General features: G+C 62.7%; 23 protein-coding genes and 3 pseudogenes. 9 read left to right on the plus strand and 17 right to left on the minus strand.

The genetic code is table 11. The features are described from left to right. Positions 1-2: 2 nt before the first annotated feature. The 10 genes from virB9 to AC0L30_RS17945 form a co-directional block, all read right to left on the minus strand. Positions 3-854, minus strand: a complete 852-nt coding sequence (gene virB9 / locus AC0L30_RS17900) for a P-type conjugative transfer protein VirB9 (protein WP_473404838.1) — start codon at positions 852-854, stop codon at positions 3-5. After that, complete coding sequence (locus AC0L30_RS17905) at positions 851-1,522, minus strand: VirB8 family type IV secretion system protein (protein ID WP_028143676.1); 672 nt, start codon at positions 1,520-1,522, stop codon at positions 851-853. The genes virB9 and AC0L30_RS17905 overlap by 4 nt, the downstream gene beginning before the upstream one ends. 350 nt (positions 1,523-1,872) lie before the next feature. Next, on the minus strand, positions 1,873-2,859 hold the full coding sequence (locus tag AC0L30_RS17910) for a TrbL/VirB6 family protein (protein WP_473404839.1): 987 nt from the start codon (positions 2,857-2,859) through the stop codon (positions 1,873-1,875). Between the two features lie 11 nt (positions 2,860-2,870). Continuing rightward, positions 2,871-3,116 carry an EexN family lipoprotein gene (locus tag AC0L30_RS17915; RefSeq protein WP_473404840.1) on the minus strand — a complete coding sequence of 82 codons (246 nt, stop codon included), beginning with the start codon at positions 3,114-3,116 and terminating at the stop codon, positions 2,871-2,873. Further along, positions 3,113-3,835, minus strand: coding sequence for a TrbJ/VirB5 family protein (locus tag AC0L30_RS17920; protein WP_473404841.1), 723 nt, complete (start codon positions 3,833-3,835; stop codon positions 3,113-3,115). Before AC0L30_RS17920 ends, AC0L30_RS17915 begins: the two co-directional genes overlap by 4 nt. After that, complete coding sequence (locus AC0L30_RS17925; protein WP_473404842.1) at positions 3,832-6,198, minus strand: VirB4 family type IV secretion/conjugal transfer ATPase; 2,367 nt, start codon at positions 6,196-6,198, stop codon at positions 3,832-3,834. The genes AC0L30_RS17920 and AC0L30_RS17925 overlap by 4 nt, the downstream gene beginning before the upstream one ends. Then, the gene (locus AC0L30_RS17930; RefSeq protein ID WP_009859428.1) at positions 6,191-6,529 is read right to left on the minus strand and encodes a VirB3 family type IV secretion system protein; all 339 of its coding nucleotides are present in this window, start codon (positions 6,527-6,529) and stop codon (positions 6,191-6,193) included. The genes AC0L30_RS17925 and AC0L30_RS17930 overlap by 8 nt, the downstream gene beginning before the upstream one ends. Continuing rightward, entirely contained in the window at positions 6,529-6,825 is a 297-nt protein-coding gene (locus AC0L30_RS17935; protein WP_009859429.1) for a TrbC/VirB2 family protein, read from the minus strand. Before AC0L30_RS17935 ends, AC0L30_RS17930 begins: the two co-directional genes overlap by 1 nt. Before the next feature lie 78 nt (positions 6,826-6,903). Next, the gene (locus AC0L30_RS17940) at positions 6,904-7,473 is read right to left on the minus strand and encodes a lysozyme family protein (RefSeq protein WP_473404843.1); all 570 of its coding nucleotides are present in this window, start codon (positions 7,471-7,473) and stop codon (positions 6,904-6,906) included. Between the two features lie 39 nt (positions 7,474-7,512). After that, positions 7,513-8,148 (minus strand): acyl-homoserine-lactone synthase, encoded by a 636-nt coding sequence (locus tag AC0L30_RS17945; protein ID WP_473404844.1) that lies wholly within the window; start codon positions 8,146-8,148, stop codon positions 7,513-7,515. Between the two features lie 425 nt (positions 8,149-8,573). Here AC0L30_RS17945 and AC0L30_RS17950 point away from each other — a divergent pair, with 425 nt between their 5' ends. Further along, positions 8,574-9,305, plus strand: coding sequence for an autoinducer binding domain-containing protein (locus AC0L30_RS17950; RefSeq protein ID WP_354201984.1), 732 nt, complete (start codon positions 8,574-8,576; stop codon positions 9,303-9,305). Between the two features lie 79 nt (positions 9,306-9,384). On the opposite strand, the gene AC0L30_RS17955 is transcribed toward AC0L30_RS17950, so the two are convergent. Next, positions 9,385-9,642, minus strand: coding sequence for a WGR domain-containing protein (locus AC0L30_RS17955; protein WP_377830905.1), 258 nt, complete (start codon positions 9,640-9,642; stop codon positions 9,385-9,387). 642 nt (positions 9,643-10,284) lie between these two features. Between AC0L30_RS17955 and AC0L30_RS17960 the strand changes: the two genes are divergently transcribed. After that, positions 10,285-10,461, plus strand: a complete 177-nt coding sequence (locus tag AC0L30_RS17960; protein WP_473404845.1) for a hypothetical protein — start codon at positions 10,285-10,287, stop codon at positions 10,459-10,461. 206 nt (positions 10,462-10,667) lie between these two features. Beyond that, positions 10,668-11,627, plus strand: a complete 960-nt coding sequence (locus tag AC0L30_RS17965; protein WP_354202042.1) for a DUF3991 and toprim domain-containing protein — start codon at positions 10,668-10,670, stop codon at positions 11,625-11,627. 142 nt (positions 11,628-11,769) lie between these two features. On the opposite strand, the gene AC0L30_RS17970 is transcribed toward AC0L30_RS17965, so the two are convergent. After that, positions 11,770-11,982 carry a hypothetical protein gene (locus AC0L30_RS17970; RefSeq protein ID WP_354202050.1) on the minus strand — a complete coding sequence of 71 codons (213 nt, stop codon included), beginning with the start codon at positions 11,980-11,982 and terminating at the stop codon, positions 11,770-11,772. On the opposite strand from AC0L30_RS17970, the pseudogene AC0L30_RS17975 reads away from it, so the two are divergent. From AC0L30_RS17975 to AC0L30_RS17990, 4 genes and pseudogenes are all read left to right on the plus strand, one after another. After that, positions 11,878-12,424: pseudogene (locus AC0L30_RS17975) on the plus strand (DUF1419 domain-containing protein). The gene AC0L30_RS17970 and the pseudogene AC0L30_RS17975 sit on opposite strands and share 105 nt — an antisense overlap. Before the next feature lie 103 nt (positions 12,425-12,527). Next, positions 12,528-12,932: a hypothetical protein gene (locus tag AC0L30_RS17980; protein ID WP_354201981.1), complete on the plus strand. Its 405-nt coding sequence runs from the start codon at positions 12,528-12,530 to the stop codon at positions 12,930-12,932. 390 nt (positions 12,933-13,322) lie between these two features. Then, entirely contained in the window at positions 13,323-13,910 is a 588-nt protein-coding gene (locus AC0L30_RS17985; protein WP_473404846.1) for a hypothetical protein, read from the plus strand. A gap of 339 nt (positions 13,911-14,249) precedes the next feature. Beyond that, positions 14,250-14,879 (plus strand): annotated as a pseudogene (locus AC0L30_RS17990) (ArdC family protein); the annotation flags it as partial. Between the two features lie 82 nt (positions 14,880-14,961). Here AC0L30_RS17990 and AC0L30_RS17995 read toward each other — a convergent pair. Genes AC0L30_RS17995 through AC0L30_RS18005 form a run of 3 tightly spaced genes read right to left on the minus strand, consistent with a single transcriptional unit; the run spans position 14,962 to position 18,088 of the window. Beyond that, on the minus strand, positions 14,962-15,954 hold the full coding sequence (locus AC0L30_RS17995; RefSeq protein WP_247297730.1) for a tyrosine-type recombinase/integrase: 993 nt from the start codon (positions 15,952-15,954) through the stop codon (positions 14,962-14,964). Next, positions 15,951-16,892, minus strand: a complete 942-nt coding sequence (locus tag AC0L30_RS18000) for a tyrosine-type recombinase/integrase (RefSeq protein ID WP_473404847.1) — start codon at positions 16,890-16,892, stop codon at positions 15,951-15,953. The genes AC0L30_RS17995 and AC0L30_RS18000 overlap by 4 nt, the downstream gene beginning before the upstream one ends. Next, positions 16,889-18,088 (minus strand): tyrosine-type recombinase/integrase, encoded by a 1,200-nt coding sequence (locus AC0L30_RS18005; protein ID WP_473404848.1) that lies wholly within the window; start codon positions 18,086-18,088, stop codon positions 16,889-16,891. Before AC0L30_RS18005 ends, AC0L30_RS18000 begins: the two co-directional genes overlap by 4 nt. A gap of 156 nt (positions 18,089-18,244) precedes the next feature. On the opposite strand from AC0L30_RS18005, the pseudogene AC0L30_RS18010 reads away from it, so the two are divergent. Together AC0L30_RS18010 and AC0L30_RS18015 are read left to right on the plus strand one after the other, a co-directional pair. Further along, positions 18,245-18,547: pseudogene (locus AC0L30_RS18010) on the plus strand (zincin-like metallopeptidase domain-containing protein); the annotation flags it as partial. Between the two features lie 654 nt (positions 18,548-19,201). Beyond that, on the plus strand, positions 19,202-19,519 hold the full coding sequence (locus AC0L30_RS18015) for a DUF736 domain-containing protein (RefSeq protein WP_473404849.1): 318 nt from the start codon (positions 19,202-19,204) through the stop codon (positions 19,517-19,519). A 194-nt stretch (positions 19,520-19,713) separates the two neighbouring features. On the opposite strand, the gene AC0L30_RS18020 is transcribed toward AC0L30_RS18015, so the two are convergent. Together AC0L30_RS18020 and AC0L30_RS18025 are read right to left on the minus strand one after the other, a co-directional pair. After that, positions 19,714-20,628, minus strand: coding sequence for a nucleotidyl transferase AbiEii/AbiGii toxin family protein (locus AC0L30_RS18020; protein WP_473404850.1), 915 nt, complete (start codon positions 20,626-20,628; stop codon positions 19,714-19,716). After that, positions 20,625-21,362: a type IV toxin-antitoxin system AbiEi family antitoxin domain-containing protein gene (locus AC0L30_RS18025; protein WP_473404851.1), complete on the minus strand. Its 738-nt coding sequence runs from the start codon at positions 21,360-21,362 to the stop codon at positions 20,625-20,627. The genes AC0L30_RS18020 and AC0L30_RS18025 overlap by 4 nt, the downstream gene beginning before the upstream one ends. Positions 21,363-21,414: the final 52 nt, after the last annotated feature.

Raw genomic sequence — 21,414 nt, forward strand, 5'->3', positions numbered from 1 at the left:
GCCTATCGTGACTTCAGGGTTGGAGGTGATTTCTTCGCCCGCCTCTCAATCGAGAGACTGGTGGTATTGGTGCCGGGGTTGATTCCCACCGCGTCGAACGCCTCGTTGAAAATGCAGAGCACGTTATCGCCCTTGCGCAGGCGAAACTCTCGTGCTGTGGCATGAACGACCACGAGCTCGCCGCGGACATCCTTAGGGACGAGGCCTTCCGAGCCGTCGGAGTTGATCAGATAGATCGCCGGCATTTCGCGGTTGCCCGCAAAGCGGAATGTGGTCTCTTTGCCGTCATCGAACACGGCTTCCGGCTCAAGATCGATCGAGCCCTGCGCCGAAAACCGCCAGTTGCGGGCGCCATAGGCATGATGCAGGTCGAAGGTCTGCTCGATCAGCGCGCCTTCCCGCTCGGCGCCGCGCGCGGCGGCCTCCGTGCGACGGCGCTCTATCTCGTCGCCTGGATAGGCGAAACGGACAACAAAATAGCTGTCCGCCAGCGTGGTCTCGGCGATCGACAATTCGAACTGGTACGAGCGCTTGCGGCCGTCAGGACGGGTGGTCACAACCTGCAGATTGGTCGGCGGATGCTTTTCGCGCGGCTTGAGGAATAGGATCGAACCCGCCGGTGCGACTTCCCATGCGACCGAGTCGCCGATCGCGACATGCGCGACCTCCTCGTCATCGGCAAACAAAATCTGGGTTGAAGCCCGGATGACACCATTGACCCGCACAACGTTGGCCGGATCGTAAGTGACCGTGCGCACGCGAGCGTCGCGTTGACCAGGTGCGGGCTGCTGCAGTGCCAGCACCGGCCCCGCGAATCCCAGCGCAAAGGACATCAAAAGGAGGAAACGTTTCATGGCACGACCTCCGGATCGGCGCGATATTCCGAAACCACAAAGCCGAGGGGGTTGATGAGACGATCGGCGGAGGACATGGGCGCACTGGCATAGGAGAACGTCAGGGTCGAGACCCAATGGGTGATGCGGGTCTCCTCACCTTTGCGGCTCTCCTTCATGAACCGTACGGAGGCGACATTGTCGGCCAGGAGCGAGATCGCCTTGATGCGTACGGTGGCGACCCCGAAACGGCCTTGAACGACCTGCGGGCTTTCGGGATTGGAGCCGCGGTACCACGCCGCGAAGCGGGCTTGCTCGCCCGCCCCGGACAGCAAGGAAATGGTTCGAAAGTTGGTTTCCGCCTCCGGATAGCTGTAGCCCTCGCGCGCACGCACATAGCGGCCGAGAAAATACTTGGTCACGGCTTCATCGTAGCGCGCCGGCGTCGATTTGAGCGCGGAGACCGTATCAACAATGCCGGTGGCATTATCGACCCGGATGACGAACGGCTCGACTGTCTTGAGTGGCGCAAGTGCTGCCACCGCACCGACCGAGGCGGCCGCCAAGACGCAGGCACCCGCGGCGATCACCCATGCCGTTCGGCGCGAACGATGGGCCGACAGCAACAGATCCTGTTCCCACCGGCGCGCGTTGTCGAAATAGGTCTTCAGATCATCCTGCCGGACCATCTCACGCCTCCTTGCCGCAGGCGCGGTAAGAGGCTGCAATGTCCAACCGAGAGCTCGAATTGGCGGTATGGCTGGATGGCGCTGACGGCCCAATCTCGCCCTTGCGGATGATGGGTGCTGGCGGCGACGGCGGAATTGGCGGCTCGGGCGCGGCCAATGGCGTGCCGTTCTCCCAACCCCAAAGTGAACGATTGAGCGGTCGGCGCGTCAGACCATCACAGGACGGCGGCCCCTTTGACCAGTTCGCGCACCCCCCAAGCTGCCATGCGATAACGCAAATGATGAATAGTCGACGCCACATCGTTCTGATGCCCCTGTCTTTCTTGTCGCCTGATGCCGGCGATCTTTGCTTACGCTGTCGTAGTGCCCTGGGATCGGACCCGCCGCATACTGCCGCCCTGCCGGCTGGCTCTGACTGCAGCAAGACCCTGGCTTGCCGACCAGCGTGCGCCGGCATAAGCGCCGCCGGCTGCGGCCGTGGCATTGGCAATCAGGGGACTTGTGACCAGCCGGCTTGCGAGCGATGCCCCACCCCCGGCAAGACCGCCTGCGATGATCGGCAGTTGCAGCGAGATGTATCCGGACAGACCGAGCACTGCGCTGATCGCGACCGCGGCCACCACCATCTCGCCGGCTGTACCCGCATTGGCTGCGAACCTGTCGATGAAGCCGCTGACGGTCGTTAGCATCAGCCCGACCAGAGCGACCACCAGCACCAACAGGATCACGAAGTTGGCGACCTGCCGAATCCAGGCTTCCGTAAACGGCCGCGTGGCGTCGAATAACCCCAGGGCAATGAAGATAGGGCCGAGCGCGATCACGACACCAAGACCAACCTTGGCGTAGAGCAGGATAGCAAATTGCAGGAAGGAACCGACTGCCACGAAAACCAGGAGAATAGCGGCGATCAGTGCCGGCGCGATGTTGGTCAAACCGGCTTGTTCGTAAATCGTGTTGGCGACGTCGATGCCTTTGGAGAGAAGTTGATCGAAAGGCGCCCCGGAACTGGTGTTCAGTCCCGAGCCCGCTAACACATTGCCGATTTCCTTGGGCAAGGAGTCGAAGAACAGGCCTGTGACGTATTGCTGGAATGCGCTTGAGTTGGTCGCGAGCAGAACCACGACGACGATCCGCATCGCACGCCAGGCGAATTCCATGATCGGCTCAGAAATCGCGCCGCGCATTACAGCAAAACCGTAGAGGACAACATAAAGCATTACGGCGATGCGCAGCGGGCCATCGATGTACGACGCGAGATTCGACACCGAGGTCGAGACGAATGCCGTAATGGGTTGCTCGAATTCTTTCAGAAAACTGTCAAAGACGTTTATGGCCATCGCAGCGGTCCTTACTTCAGGGCGTCTTTCATCTCTTGGATGGTGACCTTGTTACGCGCTTCATTCGCGTTGATGCAGTCGGGCGTGTTCCCACGTTCGCCTGGGTTATCGCGGCACGCCTTGAGCGTTGCTTGAAGCTCGTCCCGATGCTCGAAAAACCAGCTGACGGTCTTCGTCTGCTGACTCCTGTCGGATTCGTTACAACCCGTGAGAGCGGCGGCAACAGCGATCAGCAGAATGGATGGTTTGATCATCATTGCAGGGCCGCCTTCATTTCATCGATGAGTTGCCGCTGCTTTTCCCGCTCCCGCTGCCCGTCCATCTCCGTGCGAGCCTGCTGGATCATCGCGAGGCCCTGCATCCGGAGCACATCGTTCTGCAGCAGCGCCTGTTCGGCCTGCAGCCGGGCTGACAAGTCCAATGTCTCCTTGACGTCGGTGGCCGTGCTGATGCGAGTTCTGAGTTCTTCAAGTGCGTCGATACGCTGCGAGGCGGTATCGTACACAGCCTGGCCCATGGAGTGCTTGGCGCCGGTCTGCCGCGCGATCCGGTCGAGCTCGCTCTGGTAATACGAATTGCCGCTGTTGCCGGCATATGCGCGGTTCTGTGACAGATAGTGGTCGATCGCGTCGGCAAAGTTGCCGCCACCCTGCCCCGCGACGAGACGTTCGATCTCTGAGAATTGCTGGGGCAGAACTTTGCGGAACTGCGGTGTGTTCAAGAGCGACCCGATGTCGTTGGCATTGGTCCGCTTGTTGAAGCTCTCATAGAGCTGCTTGGCCTGGTTCAATTGGTCCTGCGCCACCTTGAGCTGCGACGTCAGGGTATCGACCTGCTTCTTCAGCTCCGTCAGTTGCTCGAATTGCCGCGCGAAGACGTTGGGGTCGAACACAATCTCGGCTGCTGCCGGAGACGCGATCAGGAGGGCTGCGACTGACGCGGAGGCAAACATCCCCGACATGCGCTGAACCATCATCGAACTTTCCTCCGCTCCGCGTGAAATACCGGCAGCCATTGGGCCGGATCGTTGCCGACCTCGCTGCGAATGCGATCGAGCAGTTCGACCGTTTCCGTCCGCCCTGACAGCACGGCAAGGGCGTCGTCGAAACCGCCGAGATCAAGTTCCGCCACGACCGAGTTGTGGCCCTGCTTGACCAGGAACCGCCGGCTTTCGGGCGCGAGCTCCTCCTTGATCAGGCGGAATTCAGTGTCCGTCAGATGGAAGCCGTCGATGTAGTCCGAGCGCGTCCCACGCGCGTTCGGCAGGAATATCTGCGTCGGGCATTGCTCCACAATCGTGTGCGCGATCGGCGAGGCCAGCGCGTCGCGTGGCGACTGCGTGCCGAACACTATGACGCCGTTCTGCTTGCGGATAGTTTTCAGTTTGTTGTTGGCGAGATCCCGAAATGCCTCGTCGCCGAGCGCCTTCCAGAACTCGTCGATGTCGATGATAAGGCGCCGGCCGTCGATCAGCCGCTCGACCCGATGGAAGAGATACATCATCAAGGGCGTGCGAACGGTCGGATGATCCAGGAGGTCGGTCATGTCGAAGCCCATGAACCGGGCCTCTAAGGCGACGGCATCCTGGTCACCATCGAGCACCCAACCGAAAGGCGCGCCCCGGCACCATCGCTCCAATCGGGCACCAATGCCTTCCCGATCCTGCTGGCCGAGAAAGGCCCGCAGCGCCCCGAACGAGCGTTCCGCCTGCCGCAGTTGGCCAAGAGCTCTTAACCCGGAATCGATCCGCTCCTCCTCAGCGACCGTCAGCGGGCGGTTTTCCGGCGTGACGAGTTTCCGGATCAGTTCGCCCAAAAAGGAAAGGTTCGCTGGTGTCAGCTCCAGCGCCTTGAGCGGCGCGCAGCCGGTGGCAATGCCGTTGTGGAGCGTTAGATACGTGCCGCCAGCGGCGCGGACGAAAATCTCAGCCCCGCGGTCCTTGTCGAAGAAGACATAGGTGGCCCCGAGCCGCTCGGCCTGGGACAGCAGGAAGTTCTGCACGACGGTTTTACCGGAGCCGGACGGCCCGCAGATGAAGGTGTTGCCGAGGTCGCCGTGATGGAACGAGAAGTAGAACGGCGAGCCCGAGGCTGTTTTGAGCATCGCCACCGCCGGACCCCAATGGTTGCCGGCAGCCCTTCCGGTGGGATAGGTGTGCAACGGGGAAAACGCCGCAAAATTGCGGGAGGTGATCGCCCCAGTTCGTGCCCGATACTTGAATAGCCCCGGGAGCTGCGCCCAATAGGCCGCTTCAAGTCCAAGATCTTCGCGCGCGACCACGCTGCCGGCATCGGCCAGTGCGCGCCGCGCCACGCTCATGTGCTCCTGTAGCTCCGAAGGGGTTTCCGCATAGATCAGAAGCGAGAGGTGATGATCGCCGAGCGCAAATCTGTTGGATTCGAGATCGTCGAGTGCGTCAGCGAGTTCGTCGATCTGCGAGGCCGCCGGATCCTGAGCCGAGACCAGCTGGTTCTGCTTGCGCGTCAGGACCGTCTTGGCGTCGGCTTTTGATAGAAACGCAAAAGATTGCGTAAGGATGATCTCGAAGGGCGCGGAAAGCAGCGCGTTCAACAGCCCAGGTCTGGTGGACGCCGGATATTCCTTGATCCCGAACATGCCGGCGAAGCGCGATCCGCCGGCCCCCCGGATTTCGATGGCTTCGCGGCCGAAAATGACACGGTTTGAATAGAGCGCGGGGCCGATCGGCCCTTGCGGCAATGGGACCGGGAGCCACTCCCCGCTTGTGATGGCGTGGAGCAGTTCCATGGGTTCTGAAAACACGATCCCGTTGCGCTCGACCAATCCAAGGGTATGGGCACCGTAATGCTCCAGGGCCGCGACCATGTCGCGCCTGGCATCCTCGAGCCGCTTCAAGGCGTCGATGTCGACCTCGAGGGAATGCCCAGCGTTTCGGCCAAGCTGCTTGAAGAACGCCGCGGCCACGTCCGTGGTGGCACGGCCGGGATGCCAGACCAGTGTCAGATAGAGATCATTACGAAAGAGCGCTTCGTGACGAAGCCGATCGCGATATTGCGCGTCAAGCGCGGCTGCAAATGTCGATCGGAATGTACCGGCCGGATAATCGGACGTGCGGCGGCGCACCAGATGGGTCCATAACGCCAGCCGTGGATCCGCAACGTTGCGTAAGGTGAGGTTCAGCTTGGCGTGAAGGTCGTTCAGATCCGCCGTTTCGGCGGTTTCGAACGAAGTTCCGTCAAGCCTGATCACCGTGAGCAGCGCTCGTGTCGTGAGACTGATCACCGTATCCGTGACATGCCGGCCGAACGGCAGGTAGACGTCAGGCCCGATCTCTCTGGTCTTGAGCGCTGCGTTACGCATATCCAAGGTCTCTTGTTCGATATCGCCGAACGAGCTTGAGCGGCGTGCAGGACGATCCACCCCAAAATGACGTGTTGCGCGTGCGCCCTCGCGTTTCGATCCAGGCCAGCAGAATCCTGAACATGTTGGGGTCGTGCCGGCAGATGATGCGGCAAAGCCCATGGATGGGAATCGCGACCAAACCGTAGAGAATGCTGCCAGCTACTAGAAACAGGATGCAGGAAAACATCACGTTGAGCGCCATAGCCTCCATCGTCACGCCGGCGACCATGGCCGGACGCGTGCAGGCCAGGAACAAGGTGTCCTCCGTGAGACGCGCGGACTCGGTCATCAATGACCCCCGGTCAAGGTCGAGACCACCTCGGAGGCGCCGAACGTGATGGCGACTCCGAGCACGACATAGGCAGCCTTGCGCAGATCGAGATAGCCGAACATCCAGGCGATGCCGACGATAATGACCGCTAGCGTCGCCAGCAGGCGGGCGACGTTGCCGGTCAGCATGTTGACGATGTTTTGCAGCACGCCTTCGATGTTCGCCGTCTGCGCGAACGCCGGCTCAACCAAGGCGACGCTGAGAACGGCGCCCAAGCAAAGGAGGGCAGCGGAGTGTTTAACAGGAGAAGTCATGGCACGGCTCCGATTGGCACTGCAGCCGGACCCCAGCAGCCCGGACCGCGGCAGTGAGTTGAGAAAAAACGGCGATCCTCATCGTTCGTAAACAAAGGCTGACGTGCCTATTCCCGAGCGATAGACGTCCCAGGGCCGGCGCTCGCTGGCAGACCCTGCGGGTGGATTGACTATCGTATCGCCGGTGGGGCGATCACGACCGGTGGTCGCGATCGGCTCGACACGAGGCTCCGAGAGCTGACCGGAAGCCTTGGGCGCGAAGCTCGCGATGACTTCGGCAATTGCCTGGTCGCGGTCTGCGCGTTTTACGCTCGCCGCTTGCAGTCGCGCGTCGAACAATCTGCCAAGCCCGGCAATGTGCTGACACGCATCGAAGGTGGTACTAGCGGTCAGCCCGGCCTTTCGTGTTTCCTCCGCATCAAGTTGACCGAGACCCGTTCGGACCTGCTGACCGGTCGCGATGGCCTCGGTTGCGAGCTGGATGGCTTCGTCCCGGTCGGTTGCCTGAATCGGAATCGGCTTGCGCCCCTGAATCGTGATGAGCAGCGGCTCGAAGGAGCTCGCCTGCCGGACGAGTTCCGTCAGCGGCCGAGCCATTGCCGTGGGGGCGCATCGTTCGACCAGAGCCGCGAATGCAGCTGGATCCATGGTTGAGAGCCTTTCTCTCAGCAGCTGAGATGTTCGATGCTAGGCGGCGATCGCCAGGCTTGATGGCGCGCCAATTGCGCAGCTTGAGATCTGCCCGGCCGCTCGGATCGCGCCGAGAGCCTCCTCGGTAATCGGCAACAATCCGGCGACGGCTTTGGTCGCCCCGATTTGACGAGGCGTGCCGAGGCGATCGAGATGCCATCCGGCCCGACGCAGGATGCGTTCCATGCGCAGATCAGTGACGGTTGCGATGGCCTGAAGATTCTGCTGCTGGCCGCATTCGATCATGGCTGCGAACAGCATGAACGTCGCTTTGCGCAGACCATTCTCTGCTGTTGCCGCAACGGTCTTTGTATCAACGCAAAAGCGCGAGCTCTCCCAAATCGTGGTCGCCTTCGGCGCCGGGTTGCCATCCAGCAACACCGGGAACGTATCCGCGAGCATGTTGCGCCCTGTGGTGGGCAGCAGACGAACACAACCAACAACGTCGTTCTGCTCGAGTGCGAGGAGATAAGTTGGCTTGAAGGTGTCGTACTGATCGATCTCCAATCCGTTGCAGACAGAGACGTCCCAGTCGAGCCGTTCCTTGAACACACGCCCACGCAGGCGGTGCATTCCTAGCGTTAGTTCGGAGTCGCGCATGAGTGCCGCACGGCTACGCACAATGACCTTCATTCTTAACCTCAAACTTACGAATCACAGCTTCGAGATCAGGAAAGCAGCCACGGTCACGGCGTTGCGCTGTCAGTTCTGACAGGGCGCTATGGATCTGCTGGGTCACGAACCGTGTTCGCAAGGCACGGTTATCCGCGCGCGCACTTTGGAACTGTATAAGTTCCGCGATGCGCGGATCTAATAGCGCAGAGAAGGAAATTCCTTAGCCTCTACCAAGAGGAGAAAATATTTTGTTTAGAGTGGCTGCAGTCAGAGGTTGTTCTCCTCCGTCGTATGTGCGCGTTGCTGCTGTAGGTTTGAAAGGGGCGATATCGAATTGTTCGTGCCGCAAAGCTGCCGCAACGTCGCAATAAATGCCTGCACGTGGAGCGCGAATCATCAAAATATTCGCGTTGTGGGAACTAAGAAAAGACTGAAGTGGCGCAATGAAAGACGTCAAAAGAGCATGCGATGAATTTGTCGATTGTCTGCACGCTGCCCATACGGAAGATGATTTTCGGCGTGTTGCGGAACGAGCTGCGCATGCCCTGGGATTCCGGTGGTTTGCCTATTTTGGTCAGCGCGCCAATGGCCCCATTCTGATCTCATCCTATCCGAAGAGCTGGACCAGCCACTATTTTCGCGAAGGCTATCACAACATCGATCCCGTTCTTCAGGAGCCGCGAAACACGAGCCGTGTGTTCCTGTGGGATGGACGTGAGGCGCGAAGCGCAAAGTCGGCGAAAGAGCGCCGCCTGTTCGATGATGCGCTCAGCTTCAAGATCAGGACCGGCCTGACCATTCGCATTCCCTCAAGCCAAAACCGGTTCGCGGCGTTCACGCTGGCGGTGGATGAGCGCAGCCTTGACCTCGATCGCTTCGTCGAGAGCTCGCAAGATATGTTGCAAATGGTGGGGCTCACCTACCATGCCCATGTGAGCGCTGCCGGAATTGGACGGACGCCTCGGTATGCTCAGCAGGTCTACACCTTGACCCAGCGTGAAAGGCAATGCTTGGGGTGGATCTCCGAGGGCAAGACGATGCAGGATATTGCGCAGCTCCTCGGTGTTCGCCCGCGGGGTGTAAAATTTCATCTGGACAATGCCCGGCGGAATCTTGCTGCATTAACCCTCCCGCACGCTGTGGCTCTCGCTCTTCGGCAAGGATTGCTCCCGTAATGCGCAAAACAGCCGTCCAATTTGTAAGATGTGCCCAAAATCGACCGATCAATCGGGATGGGAGACTGGGCGGTTGCACTCAGGGCGCGGGATCCTTTGGCACATAACCACGGCGCCTTTTGCGGACGAGCCACGCCTCCAGCGCTTCGACGGCCTGGACCCTCCCGGCAAACAGATCCATCCGCCGGCGGCCGCGGTGGCCGAGACGCCCCCATTCGCGCACCAACGCCGTATCACCGAACAGAGTCGGTTCGATCGTGAGTACATAGAACCTGGCCATATTGCAGGCCGGATCGGACCGTTGGAGCACGAGGTAGGGCACTGTGAGTTCTGACATGCGCAAGAATCGCAACTGTCGAAACCAGCGTCCAATTAATTTATCGAATCGATCAGGCCTCTCGATTCAGAAGTTTAATAGGGGTGATGAAAGCCATTGAGGTGTTCAGCGGTCTCCAAAACTATAGGGTGTTGTGCGCCTCTGACTGCGAAGAAAGTGGGCGTCGCCCTGCGGGTCGGGCTGGAGGCTGCGCTGAAGCCCCGCGAGCGGGTCTTCCCCCTTACGGGCTGCCATCCCTGACGCGAAACGGCCCGAGTCCCCGAACAAGACAGCTGCTGAGTCATCGAAAGCTACGGCATATTCGCGTCGGACCTTTCGCAGAGCAACCTCCAGGTGGGCAAATCCACTTTCGCTCCCGACAAAAGGACGGCGGCAGTTCTCGCTCTCAATCAGACTAACACTGCGTCCGCTGGACGAAAGATGTGCGCCCTGGCTCGCCACGCTTTTCGGTGATGGACCAACCCCGCTCTCGAATGGGCTTTCCTTGGTTCTGGTGCGGCCTTCCACGATCAACCCGCAAGGGGTTCGCTACGCAAGCGTGCGACCTCTTCGGCTTCGCCTGCGAGGTGACCGCAGCCACCCCCGAACACGTCGGCGCCTGTCGAGCGGGGATGGTCCCCGCCGCAAGACGGGAGCCTTTCGATGTCGCACGATCTCACCCTCGCTCAGAACCACGCTTTCGATCTGGCCCGCACGCTGATGGTGCCGGTCATCCTTTTCCAGGCTGAGAGCGAATTCGGTGTGACGGTCTCCAGCGAATACGACGGCGACCAGGACGCCATCGTCCATGAATACGACCCCTGGTGCCCGGCTCATTGAGCCGGGTGACCGGCTGCCGCTGGCGCCATGCCGGCTGCAAGGGAAGCTACGCCGCGCCCAGCTATCTGACGAATTCGACAGCTTGTACGCGCGCCCTTGCATTCGGCAGGCTTCGCGGCCGGTCGGGGATGTGCCGCAAGGCCAGGAACAAGTGAGACCAACAGAAGAAGGGGCCGGACGCCGCGTGCGCGACGCCGGTGCAAACAATGGAAAAGAGAGAAATCGAAGAGCTGCGCGAAAACGTTAGCTGCGGAGCCATGCTGGAGAAAGACGGTTGGAAGGTCGATCTCAAGGAAAGTACCCGGCGTGCGATCAAGTATCGCCGCGACACCAACATCATCATTGTCATCCACCAGGGCCGCGGCTGGTTCGATCCCCTGTCGCCGGCAAAAGGGGACGTGTTTTCGCTTGCCCAACATCTTGGCGCCGTTGGATTCGCTGACGCGTATCATCGCGTTTCCGGCGTCGTCGGCTTCATGCCCAGCGCGCCCGCCTGGCGACCTGCCGCAAAGCCAAAACCGCTCGCCTCGACCGCGCAGCGTTGGCGTCGCCGATCCGAACCTCGGCCCGGCTCCGCGAGCTGGCGCTATCTGGTCGACGAGCGGCATATCCCCGAACGGATCATCGTCGCAGCCATTGCCGAAGGACGACTTCGCGAGGGCCCGCAAGGCAGCATGTGGGCGGCACACAGCGATTCCGCCGGCGTCATCACCGGCTGGGAGGAGCGTGGCCCGAACTGGCGCGGGTTTGCGACGGGCGGTGCGAAAGAGCTGTTCCGCCTGGGCGCCGCCGATAACTTACGCATCTGTGTGACGGAAGCCGCAGTCGATGCGATGAGCCTTGCCGCTCTCGAAGAGCTGCGTGATGACACTCTGTATATCAGCACGGGCGGGGGATGGGCGCCGGCAACAGAGACGGCGGTCCGCGCTTTGGCCGGGCGCGCCAATGCCGTCATTGTCGCCGCGACCGATAACAATCGGCAGGGCGAAGTGTACGCCCGCCGGATTCGGGAGATCGCGGACGAGGCCGGCTCTCGTTTCCTACGGTCGCAGCCGCGCACCGACGATTGGAACGAGGACCTCAGGGCCGCCCGAATCGGAGGTGGACAGGAAGGCACGGCATGGTTCCGTGCTGTATGTCGTCCGCGCGAAGGCGAACGAATATGAGGAATGAGAAAAAGCGAGGGATCGCTGCCGCATGCCCGGCCGGCGCGTCAAGGGTGAAGCTTCGCCCGCGTGCCGCGGCCCTTGACCCGTCGGACAGGCGGCTGCCGAGGAGGTGTGACGAAGGACTGAAGTGATGAGGAGATCAGGCGGATCGCTCGCGCTTCAGCCCGGTCAGGCTGAAAAGGAGCCGCCGATGCACACCTCCCCCAGCATCCGCAAAGTCTTCGAAGGCGTTGCGACGCGCCACGAGATGCACCGCTTGTTTAACCGCCATCGTGGTGACCCCGCGATGGCCGTAGGTGAAGGCCAGCATCTCTTTGCCCGCGAGTGGTTCGAGATCGCGGAATGCGATCATGATTATATGCTCGAGATCCTGCCGCCGCTATGGATGCGCGCCGACGTGTTCGCGATGCGCGAATTCATGACCGGCAGCGTCACCAGCATCTTCTTCGCGCTCACCATCGACGGCAGGCGGCGCTGGTTCCACAGCTATTGCGACTTGTCTGACCGGGGGTCGCCGGAGCGGATGAAGGCAGAGATCATTGAGCGCGAATCGCGGCCGGTCCGCGCCATGACGCGCGACGAGCGGCTCGAGCACATCTGGTCGTGCACGCATGACGACTATCGCGGCTATGCCGGCGAGCGCTGGCCCGCGCCGATGTGCGGTCGCCGCACCGTGCTTGTCTACGCCCTGCGCGGGCACGGTCCTGAAGCTTCTCGACGACCTCTGCGAGGCGGAGATCGCGGCCAAGCTGCCGGTGCAGCTCCGCCATCTGCCGGAGACGGTCGCGGCCTAGCCTGACCCTTCCCTTCCCGACCGCGAGCAGCCCGGCCGCGCGCCGGGCTTCGCATTCCCACATCCGGCCGTCGCGCCGGTCCTCCCGTCAATCCAGCAACGCCATGCCGTCCGTCGCCGCTCGCGGCGGCGGTTGGCCGCGCGTGGAGGAGGCGCGCCGCCAGACGCAGCGCCAGCTCGACATGATCGACCGGCAGATCATCCGACGCATGACGACGCTGATCCCGCAGCTCGGTCGCAAGCGCTCGGGATACCGCCGCGGCATGCCGCCCGACCCGAGTGCGTTCCTCGAACGTTACCGTTCGAACCTTGCGGCGATCACCGCAGAGCGCCAGCCGGAGATCGATGCCCTCTCGCGCAAGCTCGCCCGGCAGGATGCCGCAATCGATACGCTGCAGGCTCGATGCACGTCAGAGTCTGGCCCCGCTGGTGACGACCCGGAATGCACATCGCGCGGACGAATGTCGCACTCCTGTCGTCTGGGGAAGCAGCATGGCACCGCGGCATAGCAGGACCAACCGACCTTGCGGCTCGCTCAGGCGAACGTCTCGATCATGGCGCTGCGGCGGCGGTCTGCCAGGGCGAACCTTTCGGGTATCGCCACCCGCCCGTACTCTGTCGCCTCTCCCCTCGGGTTTGCTGCGGTCTACGCCCCCGACGGTCTGCTTCAAGGCCAAGTCGCAAGCAACCGGAGACCGCCGATCTCGGCAAGGCCCGGCCGCATCCGGCGCAGGGCCCAGTAGCGTGGCCCCGCTTGTCCGCAACCGAACCTCGCTCGCCTGGCGGTGCCCGGACCTTGAAGCGGCCCTCATCCCGGCGGCGCCGGGCGACCGCACCCGAGGGGAGAGCCGGCAGGGGCCGGACCGAACCCGACGGCGAAACCAGAAAAGGACTTCACCATGACCAAGACCGCTCGCGCCCCCCGCACCAACGCCCGCGTCGTCCCGCTTCGCCGCGGCACCACCGTCGAAATGGTCCGGCTCGTTTGCCCGGACGCCGCCCAGGCCACCCGCATCGCCGAGAGCTTCGGCCTCCCCGTCCTCGACAGCGACGGCATCCGCGATCTCCATCAGCGGCTCATCAGCGAGACCGCCGACGCGCTCGGCGAAAGCGTCAACGAACGCGCCATGCAGATCCACCTGCAGCGGATCGTCGGCTCCTATGTCGGCTCAGCCCACGGCGCCGGGCAGTTCTACAGCCGCGCGGTCACCGAAGCGCGCGAGGCGACGGCAAAGCTCGCCAACGACACGCGCGACGAGGACCTCGACGGACCTGTCGGCTTCGAATCCGCGGCCCAGCGCAAGCGCGAATTCGCCGCCGAGGTCGCCGTTCAGGCACACGCACTGCGCATGGCGGCCGAAGGCGCCGCCGCAGCCTACGAGCACGTCGTCGGCGAGAGCTGGAAGCCGTTCGAGCGCCAGCCCGAACAACCCGGCGAGACCGTCAGCCACAAGGCGGCCGAGGTTCAGATGGCGGCGTTCGGGTGACGCCGCCGGCGGGGCTTCGGCCCCGCCTTTGCTCGTTCACAATCCGACGTCGGCCGGCCCGTGCGGGCCGGCCGTTTTCATGTCGCACATCGCGACAGCGCAAAAGCGCAAAGAGAAATGACCGGGATGGAGCCCCCGTCGCGGCCCGTACCGGCTTTCGGTCCATGCTCCGGCCGGCGCGGCAGCGCAACGGCTTTGCCGTCCTCCACTGCGTTCCGGTCCGGCGTCTCTCCCCTCACCCCGACGACCAGCGTCACCGGATGCGCGACCCCGCAGGCCTTCGCAGCGGACCGCCGTGACGGGCCGCGACAGGCGCGGCCTCCAACGAAGGTTAGAATCATGACTGGTAAGGAAACCAAACCCCGCGCCGACATCTATGCGCGGATCACCGATCGCATCGTCGCCGACCTTGAGCGCGGTGTGCGTCCGTGGGTCAAGCCATGGAATGCGGCCAACGCGGCTCGGCGCATCACGCGTCCACTGCGTCACAACGGGATGCCCTACCAGGGCATCAACGTCGTGCTGCTGTGGTCGGAAGCCGTCGCGCGCGGATTCAAGTCGCCGATCTGGATGACGTTCAAGCAGGCGCTCGAACTCGGCGGCCATATCCGCAAGGGCGAGAGCGGAACGATGGTGGTCTACGCCAACAAGATCACCAAGACCGAGACCGACGAGCATGGCGACGACGTCGAACGGACGGTTCCGTTCCTGCGCGCCTATACCGTGTTTTGCGTCGACCAGATCGACGACCTGCCGGATCACTATTACGGACGCCTGGCGCCGACCATCGCGCCGGCGCAGCGCATCGCGCATGTGGACGCCTTCTTCGCCAACACCGGCGCGACCATCCGGCATGCCGGTGACAAGGCTTTCTTCGCGCCGGCGCTCGACCTGATCCAAATGCCGCCATTCGAGAGTTTCCGTGACGCCGAGAGCTATGCCGCCACGCTCGCGCATGAATGCGTGCATAATGCCGCGATCCAGATTATGCCGCATGGCCTCTGTTGGAGGCTGGATATCCCGGTGTTGGCCATGCGGCTGTTCGGCATAATCAGAGCCCTTCAAGGAACGCGAGCAGTTTGTCGTCCGGCCGGAACCGACCCGGCGGCGCGGATGGTGCGGCGACGAGAGCGAGCGCCTTTTCCTTCATCCGCATATCGGCGTGGATGTAGATCTGGGTGGTCTCGACGTTCTCGTGACCAAGCCAGAGCGCGATCACCGCAGGATCGACGCCATGATGGAGCAGGTCCATCGCCGTGCTGTGGCGCAGCGTATGCGGTGTGACCCGCTTGGTGCCGATGCTCGGGCACGCGCGCGACGCCGTGAGGCAGTGCTTGCGGACCAGATGCTCAAGAGCGTCACGGCTCAGCCGTTCGCCCCGGATCGACGGGAACAGCGGCTTGCTCTGGTCTTTGTCGTTGCCGATCCACGTCGCCAGCAGCTTGGCTGTCTCGCGGCGAAGTGGGGTGGCGCGCTCCTTGCGGCCCTTGCCCATGCAACGGATGTGAGCGCCGGTTCCAAGCGCGACATCGCCCCGGGTAAGGCCGACCAGTTCGGAAGCTCGCAGGCCTGTCTGGATTGCGAGCAACAGCAGAGCATGATCGCGCCGGCCCGCCCATGTGGTGCGATCCGGAGCCGCCAGCAACGCCGCCATCTCTTCGGCATCGAGGAACGTAACTGCACGCTTCACATAGCGCTTGTTGGGCATGGCCAGGATACGCTGGCAGTGTAGTAGCCAGGTCGGATCGGTCATCGCGACGAAGCGGAAGAACGATCGGATCGCCGCGAGCCGGGTGTTGCGGCTGCGGGCGCTATTGCCCCGCGTGGTCTCGGTATGGGCGAGGAAGTCCGCGACCAGATCGGCGTCGATATCTTCGACCGTCAGGTTGACTGGCGGCTTGTTGCGGCGAGTGCTCGCGTACCTGAGCAGTAGCCGGAACGTATCGCGATAGCCAGCGACCGTATGTCGGCTCGCCTCCAGTTGCGTGCAAAGCCGCTCGGTGAAGAAGCGCTGGATCAGCGCAGGTAAGGCGATGGTGCTCATTGTGCCATCTCCCCGCCGCTCGCGGTGGCGCGGCCCATCGCTAGATCGAGCAGCTCCGGGACCGCCTCCAGATACCAATATGTTCCAGAAGGGTTGCTATGACCCAGATAGGTCGTCAGCCGGATCATCTCGCGCGCCGGGTCCTTGCCAGTCCGGTACCAGTTGATCATCGTACGCACGGCGAAGGCGTGGCGCAGGTCGTGGATGCGCGGTCCCCGGCCGTGCCGCTGGTACTGCTGCTCGGATCGCAATCCGATCTGCTGGCATGCTTGCGCAAAGTTGTAGCGGGCCCCACAGTCGGTGAGCCGAGTCGCCTTGTCAGTTATGAACATCGGCTTCGCCGGATGACCGATCAACCGGTCGCGTTTGACGCGATAGTCTAGCAGTCGCTCGACGGCGCTGGGGTCGAGCGGCAGCAGTCGCTCCTTACCGTTCTTACCTTGTCGGACGCGTAACGCACCATTATCGGCATCGAGGTCGTCTCCATCGAGCGCGAGCGCCTCGCTGACGCGCAGGCCCGTGATCGCGATGAGTGCGAACAGCGTCGAGCAGGTCAGCCCGCGCAATCCGCAAATCGACGGAAGTGCCATTGCGGCCGCGATGATCGAAGCGACTTCCGCGTCGCTGTAGATATACGGTCGGGAGCGCATCACGGTATTCGGCAACAATCCCCGGGGCGGGGCTTCATGCGCCAGATCGAAGCTACTTAGCCACTGCGCGAAGAGGCGCACGACGGTAAGCCGCGCCGCTCGCGTCCTGCCGTTGGCCTCGTCGAGCGTAGCATGCCAGCGCAGGAACAGCGCCGTGTCGATATGCGTCGCACGCTCGCGGTCGGCAAACCGCGTGAAGCGGCGGAGGATGCGCTCGCTGGTGCTCAGGTCGTAGCCGAGGCTGCGCCGCACGGCCAGATAGCGATCGAGTTGGGAGGTGAGGCTCATTGCGCGCCTCCCACTACGGGCCAGGGCATTGCTATCGATCGCAGCCCATCTATGTCGAGACGGGCATATATCATGGTCGATGTGCGTGAGCGATGCCGCAGCACGTCGCCCACCTCGTCGAGCGATGCACCCGAGTTCACCAACTGGACCGCAAGGCTATGACGCAGCAGGTGCGATCCCACATAGGACGTCACCGGTTTCTGGCCGGTCGCCTTCAGGGCATCCTTTAGGACGGCGTTGACGATTTGGCCGTCATTGAACGGACGATGTGGCGCGCGATGGGTAACGAACATCATGCGGCAGGACGTGGGGCCGCGCTCCTCGCGCAGATAGCGGCTCAGCGCATCGCCAACCTCCGAGCTGATCGGCACGCGATCGTGGAGTTTGCCCTTGCCACGAACCAAGAGTTCGCCCGCGCGCCAGTCGACGTCGTCCAACCGGATCGCGATGACCTCGGCAGCACGCAAGCCAAGCCGGGCCATGATGAGCAGCATCGCATAGTCCCGAGCCCCGTGCCGCGGGTTGTGGCGCACGCAGGCGAGCACCGCCTCAACGCCCTCGGGCACCAGATGGCGCGGCAGTCGTGCTCCCCAGCGTTTCGCCGTTCTAGGCAGACTCAGAGCTAGATTGGTCGCTGTCGCGCCACTGCCGAACAGATATTGCAGGAAGATACGAACATGCGTCGCTACCGTCTTGTCGCGCCGCGCACTTGCCATTACGTGCTCAAGGAAGCTGATCACGTCGGCGGCCCGCAACCGCCCCGGATCAACCATCGCATCGCCAAAGCGATGATCGAGGAACCGGTTGGCGAACCGCAGCGTGTGATAGATCGTCCGCGGGCTAAGGCCGCGATGCTTGACCAAATAGGTCTCGAAGTCCGCCAGTAGGGCCGCACGCGCTTGCTGCGCCTCGCTCAACGGCACTGGATGCGTCACGCCGATATCGAGGAGATGCTGCGCGAACCGGCGGGCCAACCTATACGGCCATATCGTGCCGGTTTTCTTACGCGGCACCTTGCGTCCCAGATGCTCGGCCATATCGAGCGTCAACGCTGAAGGACCGATGCCCTGGACATCCATCGCGTGACCCACCTTTCGTAGGATCGATAGGTAGGTCTTGACCGTGCCGGCGCTGTAATTCTCCGCCGCAAAACTCGCTGCGAACGAGCCAAGATGCGGCTCGATGCAGGTCTGCAAATATTGAGACATGATCTTCGTGCTCCTTGTTGTTGGAGCGACGAAGATTATGCCGAATGGGATTGGCGGGATCATGCCGCCAACCGGGCCCAGCCGAGCAGATGCGGCATAATCTGGATCGCGGCATTATGCGCCTTATGCCGATATCGGCATAACGTGCATTGGACCGCGCCGGCGCATCGCGTCAATCGCGATCTCAGCCGCTACGCAAAGGATCGCAGCGAGCGCGCCCGTGAAGAGCTGGTTGCGGAACTTGGCGCGTGCTTCCTCAGCGCGGACCTTGGTATCGTGCCCGAACTCGAGCCGCGTGCCGATCATGCGAGTTACCTTGCATCGTGGTTGGAGGTGCTGGCCAACGACCGGCGTTTCATCTTCAGCGCGGCCGCCCACGCTCAGCGGGCAGTCGCCTATCTGCACGATCTTCAACCCAAGTCGGCCGAGATCGACCAAGCGGCATGAGGCGCAACGATCCGTGTCTCAGCCGCTTGCGCTCATCGTTCACCTTTCCAGACAATGACGAAGGCCTCGTCTCACGGCGGGGGCCTTTCTTTTGCGCGTCGTCATGCCTGTGCCGGCGACTGGAGAGGCGGCGCTTCCCATCTCGGCGGCCTAGGCGAGATGCGTCGGGCGGGTTCTTATGGCTTCCGAGATGCCCGTCTGTTTCTGGGCGAGCGTCTTTCCGAAGCCGCAGAAGGCTGGTGTCATCACGATACGACAGTCAGGGGTTGTTGTTGCGTCTGCTGGACTGACGGAAAGCTTACGCGGCGCGCGCGAGTGCCGTTCACCAATGCGCCCGTCGTCGTGCGGTGTGGCTTGCCTGTCGCTCAGTCGTATCCTCATCGTTCGGCCTGTCGCGCCCAATGCGTCCTCGATTTGGCATGTCTAACCGAAGGTCGTCGTCGCTGCGCTCCGCCTCGATCAAAAGACCGCAACGGCCGTTCTCGGCTTTCTTCCCCTGGCCGCTGCGCGCCCATTCCTCGCGAGACAAGAAAGCCTCGCCCTGGCCGTCCTCTACTGCGTGGCGGCCCTTCGGGTGCGGCCCGATCGCCTCCGGTCAACGACAGCCATCGAGGTCGCGATGGTCGCGGCCCGAGAACGAAAGAGGACACGAACATGGCTACCATCGGCAACTTCACCGTCAACGGCACCGGCTTCGTCGGCACCGTCAAGACCCTCGCTCTAGGCACCGTCAAGACCAAGATCGTTCCGGCCGAACGCACTTCAGACAAGGCCCCGGACTACCGCATCTTCGCGGGCGCGAACATCGAGTTCGGCGCCATGTGGAAGAAGAAGTCTCAGGACACGGGCCGCGAGTACCACTCGGTCAAGCTGGACGACCCGAGCTTCCCGGCTCCGATCTACGCGACGCTGGTCGAGGTCGAAGGCGAGGAAGGCCACTCGCTCATCTGGTCTCGCCCGAGTCGTGACTGAGACGCCGCGCAGGTGGCCCCGCCGCGAGGCGGGGCCTTCACCGTAGGCGGAAAGGAGAAGCGATTCGTAAAGTCGGCAAGCGCTGCCTCATCGTGCCGCCTATCCCTTCATGGATAGCTGATGGGGAGGCCGGAAAGGCCTCGTCGGCAGTTACACCACATCACTTACGGCCCGTTGCGACGGCCCACCTACGCTCATCCAAATAGCCGGGCCAGCGCATTCGATTGCTCGGCGAATTTTCGGGCGTTGGTCTTCCGAAGCCTTTCCAGGTTTTGCAGCTTCCATCGCACGCCGGGAAGCTGCTCCAAGTGCGGCACGCCCAGAAGCGACCATTCGGGCTCTGCGGCAACCAGCGAGAGCAGGAAGCGGCGCTCATCGGCGCTCAGACCTTGCTGCAGTTCGCGGATCATTCGCTCGCGCGCTGCCAAGAGCGCGTCGAGTTCAACGGGCTCGGTGGTCATGCCCGCGAAATTGTGTTCGAACTCCTGGCGGAGATCCCGCAGCGATGGAAACAGGACCTCGTGCACCGGCCGGTTATGGCTCGCGAGATAGACGACGAAAGCGCGGCGAATGCCCGCCGTGATTCCCTCGTGCGCAAAAAGCTGCGTGACATCGAACAGATCGCGGGGATGCTGCCGGTCCATCGCCGCAACCAGTTTGCCGCCATATACGTCTTCGAACGACACCACCGGGATTTCGAGATCCGCCTGCAGCGTGTCGCGCGCGGCCGCTGTCAGCGACGCCATGTGCACCGGATGGACGGTGCCGCGCATGACAAAGTTGACCTCGATCTTGACCTCAATGCCGCCTCGCCGCACCATCAGCTTGGTCTCGCCGGATTCCGTCGCGGCCGGCGCATGGGTCAGAAAGCCCTGCTTCTGCAGGCGCGCGGCCGACTGACGCATGGCCTCATTGATGCGCCGCAGCGCCTGCTCGCGTGGCAGTGTGTGGTCGGGAAACACCAGGTCGAGATCGACCGAGAGCCGCGGCATGTCGCGCACGAACAGGTTGATCGCCGTGCCGCCCTTGAGTGCGAACGTATCGTCGACGAGCACCAGCGGCGCCACGCGCGTCAGCAACCGCGCGCTGTCGAGGTAGACCTGGTTCATGGCTTCAGCACCAGGAGCCCATCAGCGGAGGGGGACACCCAGGCCCGGTCGCTGCCCTTGGGCAGTTGAGATGGATCGAGCTTGCTGGCCCAGGGCTGAGAGAGTTCGCGGCCAAGCTGCAGGCACAGGCGCACGGTCTTGACGCTGGTGCAGCGCTTGAGCAGGTCTCGCAGCAGATCGGCACGCAGGCTGTAAGTGCTTTCGACCAGCTCGCGCGCTTCTTGCAGGGGCTGCCGGATGCCGACTTCGCTCAGCACCTCCAGCAATGCACGTTCCGGCGCCGAGACGAGCGGGCCGCCCTTGCGGCTCTCGAAGGGCCGGACATGAAGCAGCGCGCCGGGTTCTTCCTTGAAGAGTCGCTTGCGGTGGTACTCGGCCGGGAAGCGCTGGGTGAACCACTCCGGAAGGCGTCCGGCTTTCCAGCCGTACAGATGGAGGACGGGCCGCTGGGGGACGTACTGGCGGATGCCGTGCCAGTCGAAGGCCGACTTGCCGCCGACATGCAATCCTTCGAAGCTCCGCTGCAGCAGGACGAGGCTCGGGTGCAAAGTGGGCGGATCGTTTGGCCGGCAATAAACGCCGCGTGCCAACCGTTGCAACCAGCCGGCACGGACATAGTGGACGGCAAGGTCGGCCGATATCCCGAGGGCGGCGAGGTCATCGGAAGTCAGCGGCGCTCCCGGCGCCAAGCGGGTACAGAGCCTTTTTAATTTGTTTCGGTGAGTCGTAGCCATGCTACGATAATAAGAATAATGTCAAAGTTCTACAAGCTCGAATTGGAAGTCA

It is taken from the genome of Bradyrhizobium sp. MI1.11 (assembly GCF_055811255.1).

Coding starts and splice junctions, on each gene's coding strand:
- virB9 (WP_473404838.1), bottom strand. CDS start 854: ATGAAACGTTTCCTCCTTTTGATGTCCTTTGCGCTGGGATTCGCGGGG.
- AC0L30_RS17905 (WP_028143676.1), bottom strand. CDS start 1,522: ATGGTCCGGCAGGATGATCTGAAGACCTATTTCGACAACGCGCGCCGG.
- AC0L30_RS17910 (WP_473404839.1), bottom strand. CDS start 2,859: ATGGCCATAAACGTCTTTGACAGTTTTCTGAAAGAATTCGAGCAACCC.
- AC0L30_RS17915 (WP_473404840.1), bottom strand. CDS start 3,116: ATGATGATCAAACCATCCATTCTGCTGATCGCTGTTGCCGCCGCTCTC.
- AC0L30_RS17920 (WP_473404841.1), bottom strand. CDS start 3,835: ATGATGGTTCAGCGCATGTCGGGGATGTTTGCCTCCGCGTCAGTCGCA.
- AC0L30_RS17925 (WP_473404842.1), bottom strand. CDS start 6,198: ATGCGTAACGCAGCGCTCAAGACCAGAGAGATCGGGCCTGACGTCTAC.
- AC0L30_RS17930 (WP_009859428.1), bottom strand. CDS start 6,529: ATGACCGAGTCCGCGCGTCTCACGGAGGACACCTTGTTCCTGGCCTGC.
- AC0L30_RS17935 (WP_009859429.1), bottom strand. CDS start 6,825: ATGACTTCTCCTGTTAAACACTCCGCTGCCCTCCTTTGCTTGGGCGCC.
- AC0L30_RS17940 (WP_473404843.1), bottom strand. CDS start 7,473: ATGGATCCAGCTGCATTCGCGGCTCTGGTCGAACGATGCGCCCCCACG.
- AC0L30_RS17945 (WP_473404844.1), bottom strand. CDS start 8,148: ATGAAGGTCATTGTGCGTAGCCGTGCGGCACTCATGCGCGACTCCGAA.
- AC0L30_RS17950 (WP_354201984.1), top strand. CDS start 8,574: ATGAAAGACGTCAAAAGAGCATGCGATGAATTTGTCGATTGTCTGCAC.
- AC0L30_RS17955 (WP_377830905.1), bottom strand. CDS start 9,642: ATGTCAGAACTCACAGTGCCCTACCTCGTGCTCCAACGGTCCGATCCG.
- AC0L30_RS17960 (WP_473404845.1), top strand. CDS start 10,285: ATGTCGCACGATCTCACCCTCGCTCAGAACCACGCTTTCGATCTGGCC.
- AC0L30_RS17965 (WP_354202042.1), top strand. CDS start 10,668: ATGGAAAAGAGAGAAATCGAAGAGCTGCGCGAAAACGTTAGCTGCGGA.
- AC0L30_RS17970 (WP_354202050.1), bottom strand. CDS start 11,982: ATGATCGCATTCCGCGATCTCGAACCACTCGCGGGCAAAGAGATGCTG.
- AC0L30_RS17980 (WP_354201981.1), top strand. CDS start 12,528: ATGCCGTCCGTCGCCGCTCGCGGCGGCGGTTGGCCGCGCGTGGAGGAG.
- AC0L30_RS17985 (WP_473404846.1), top strand. CDS start 13,323: ATGACCAAGACCGCTCGCGCCCCCCGCACCAACGCCCGCGTCGTCCCG.
- AC0L30_RS17995 (WP_247297730.1), bottom strand. CDS start 15,954: ATGAGCACCATCGCCTTACCTGCGCTGATCCAGCGCTTCTTCACCGAG.
- AC0L30_RS18000 (WP_473404847.1), bottom strand. CDS start 16,892: ATGAGCCTCACCTCCCAACTCGATCGCTATCTGGCCGTGCGGCGCAGC.
- AC0L30_RS18015 (WP_473404849.1), top strand. CDS start 19,202: ATGGCTACCATCGGCAACTTCACCGTCAACGGCACCGGCTTCGTCGGC.
- AC0L30_RS18020 (WP_473404850.1), bottom strand. CDS start 20,628: ATGAACCAGGTCTACCTCGACAGCGCGCGGTTGCTGACGCGCGTGGCG.
- AC0L30_RS18025 (WP_473404851.1), bottom strand. CDS start 21,362: ATGGCTACGACTCACCGAAACAAATTAAAAAGGCTCTGTACCCGCTTG.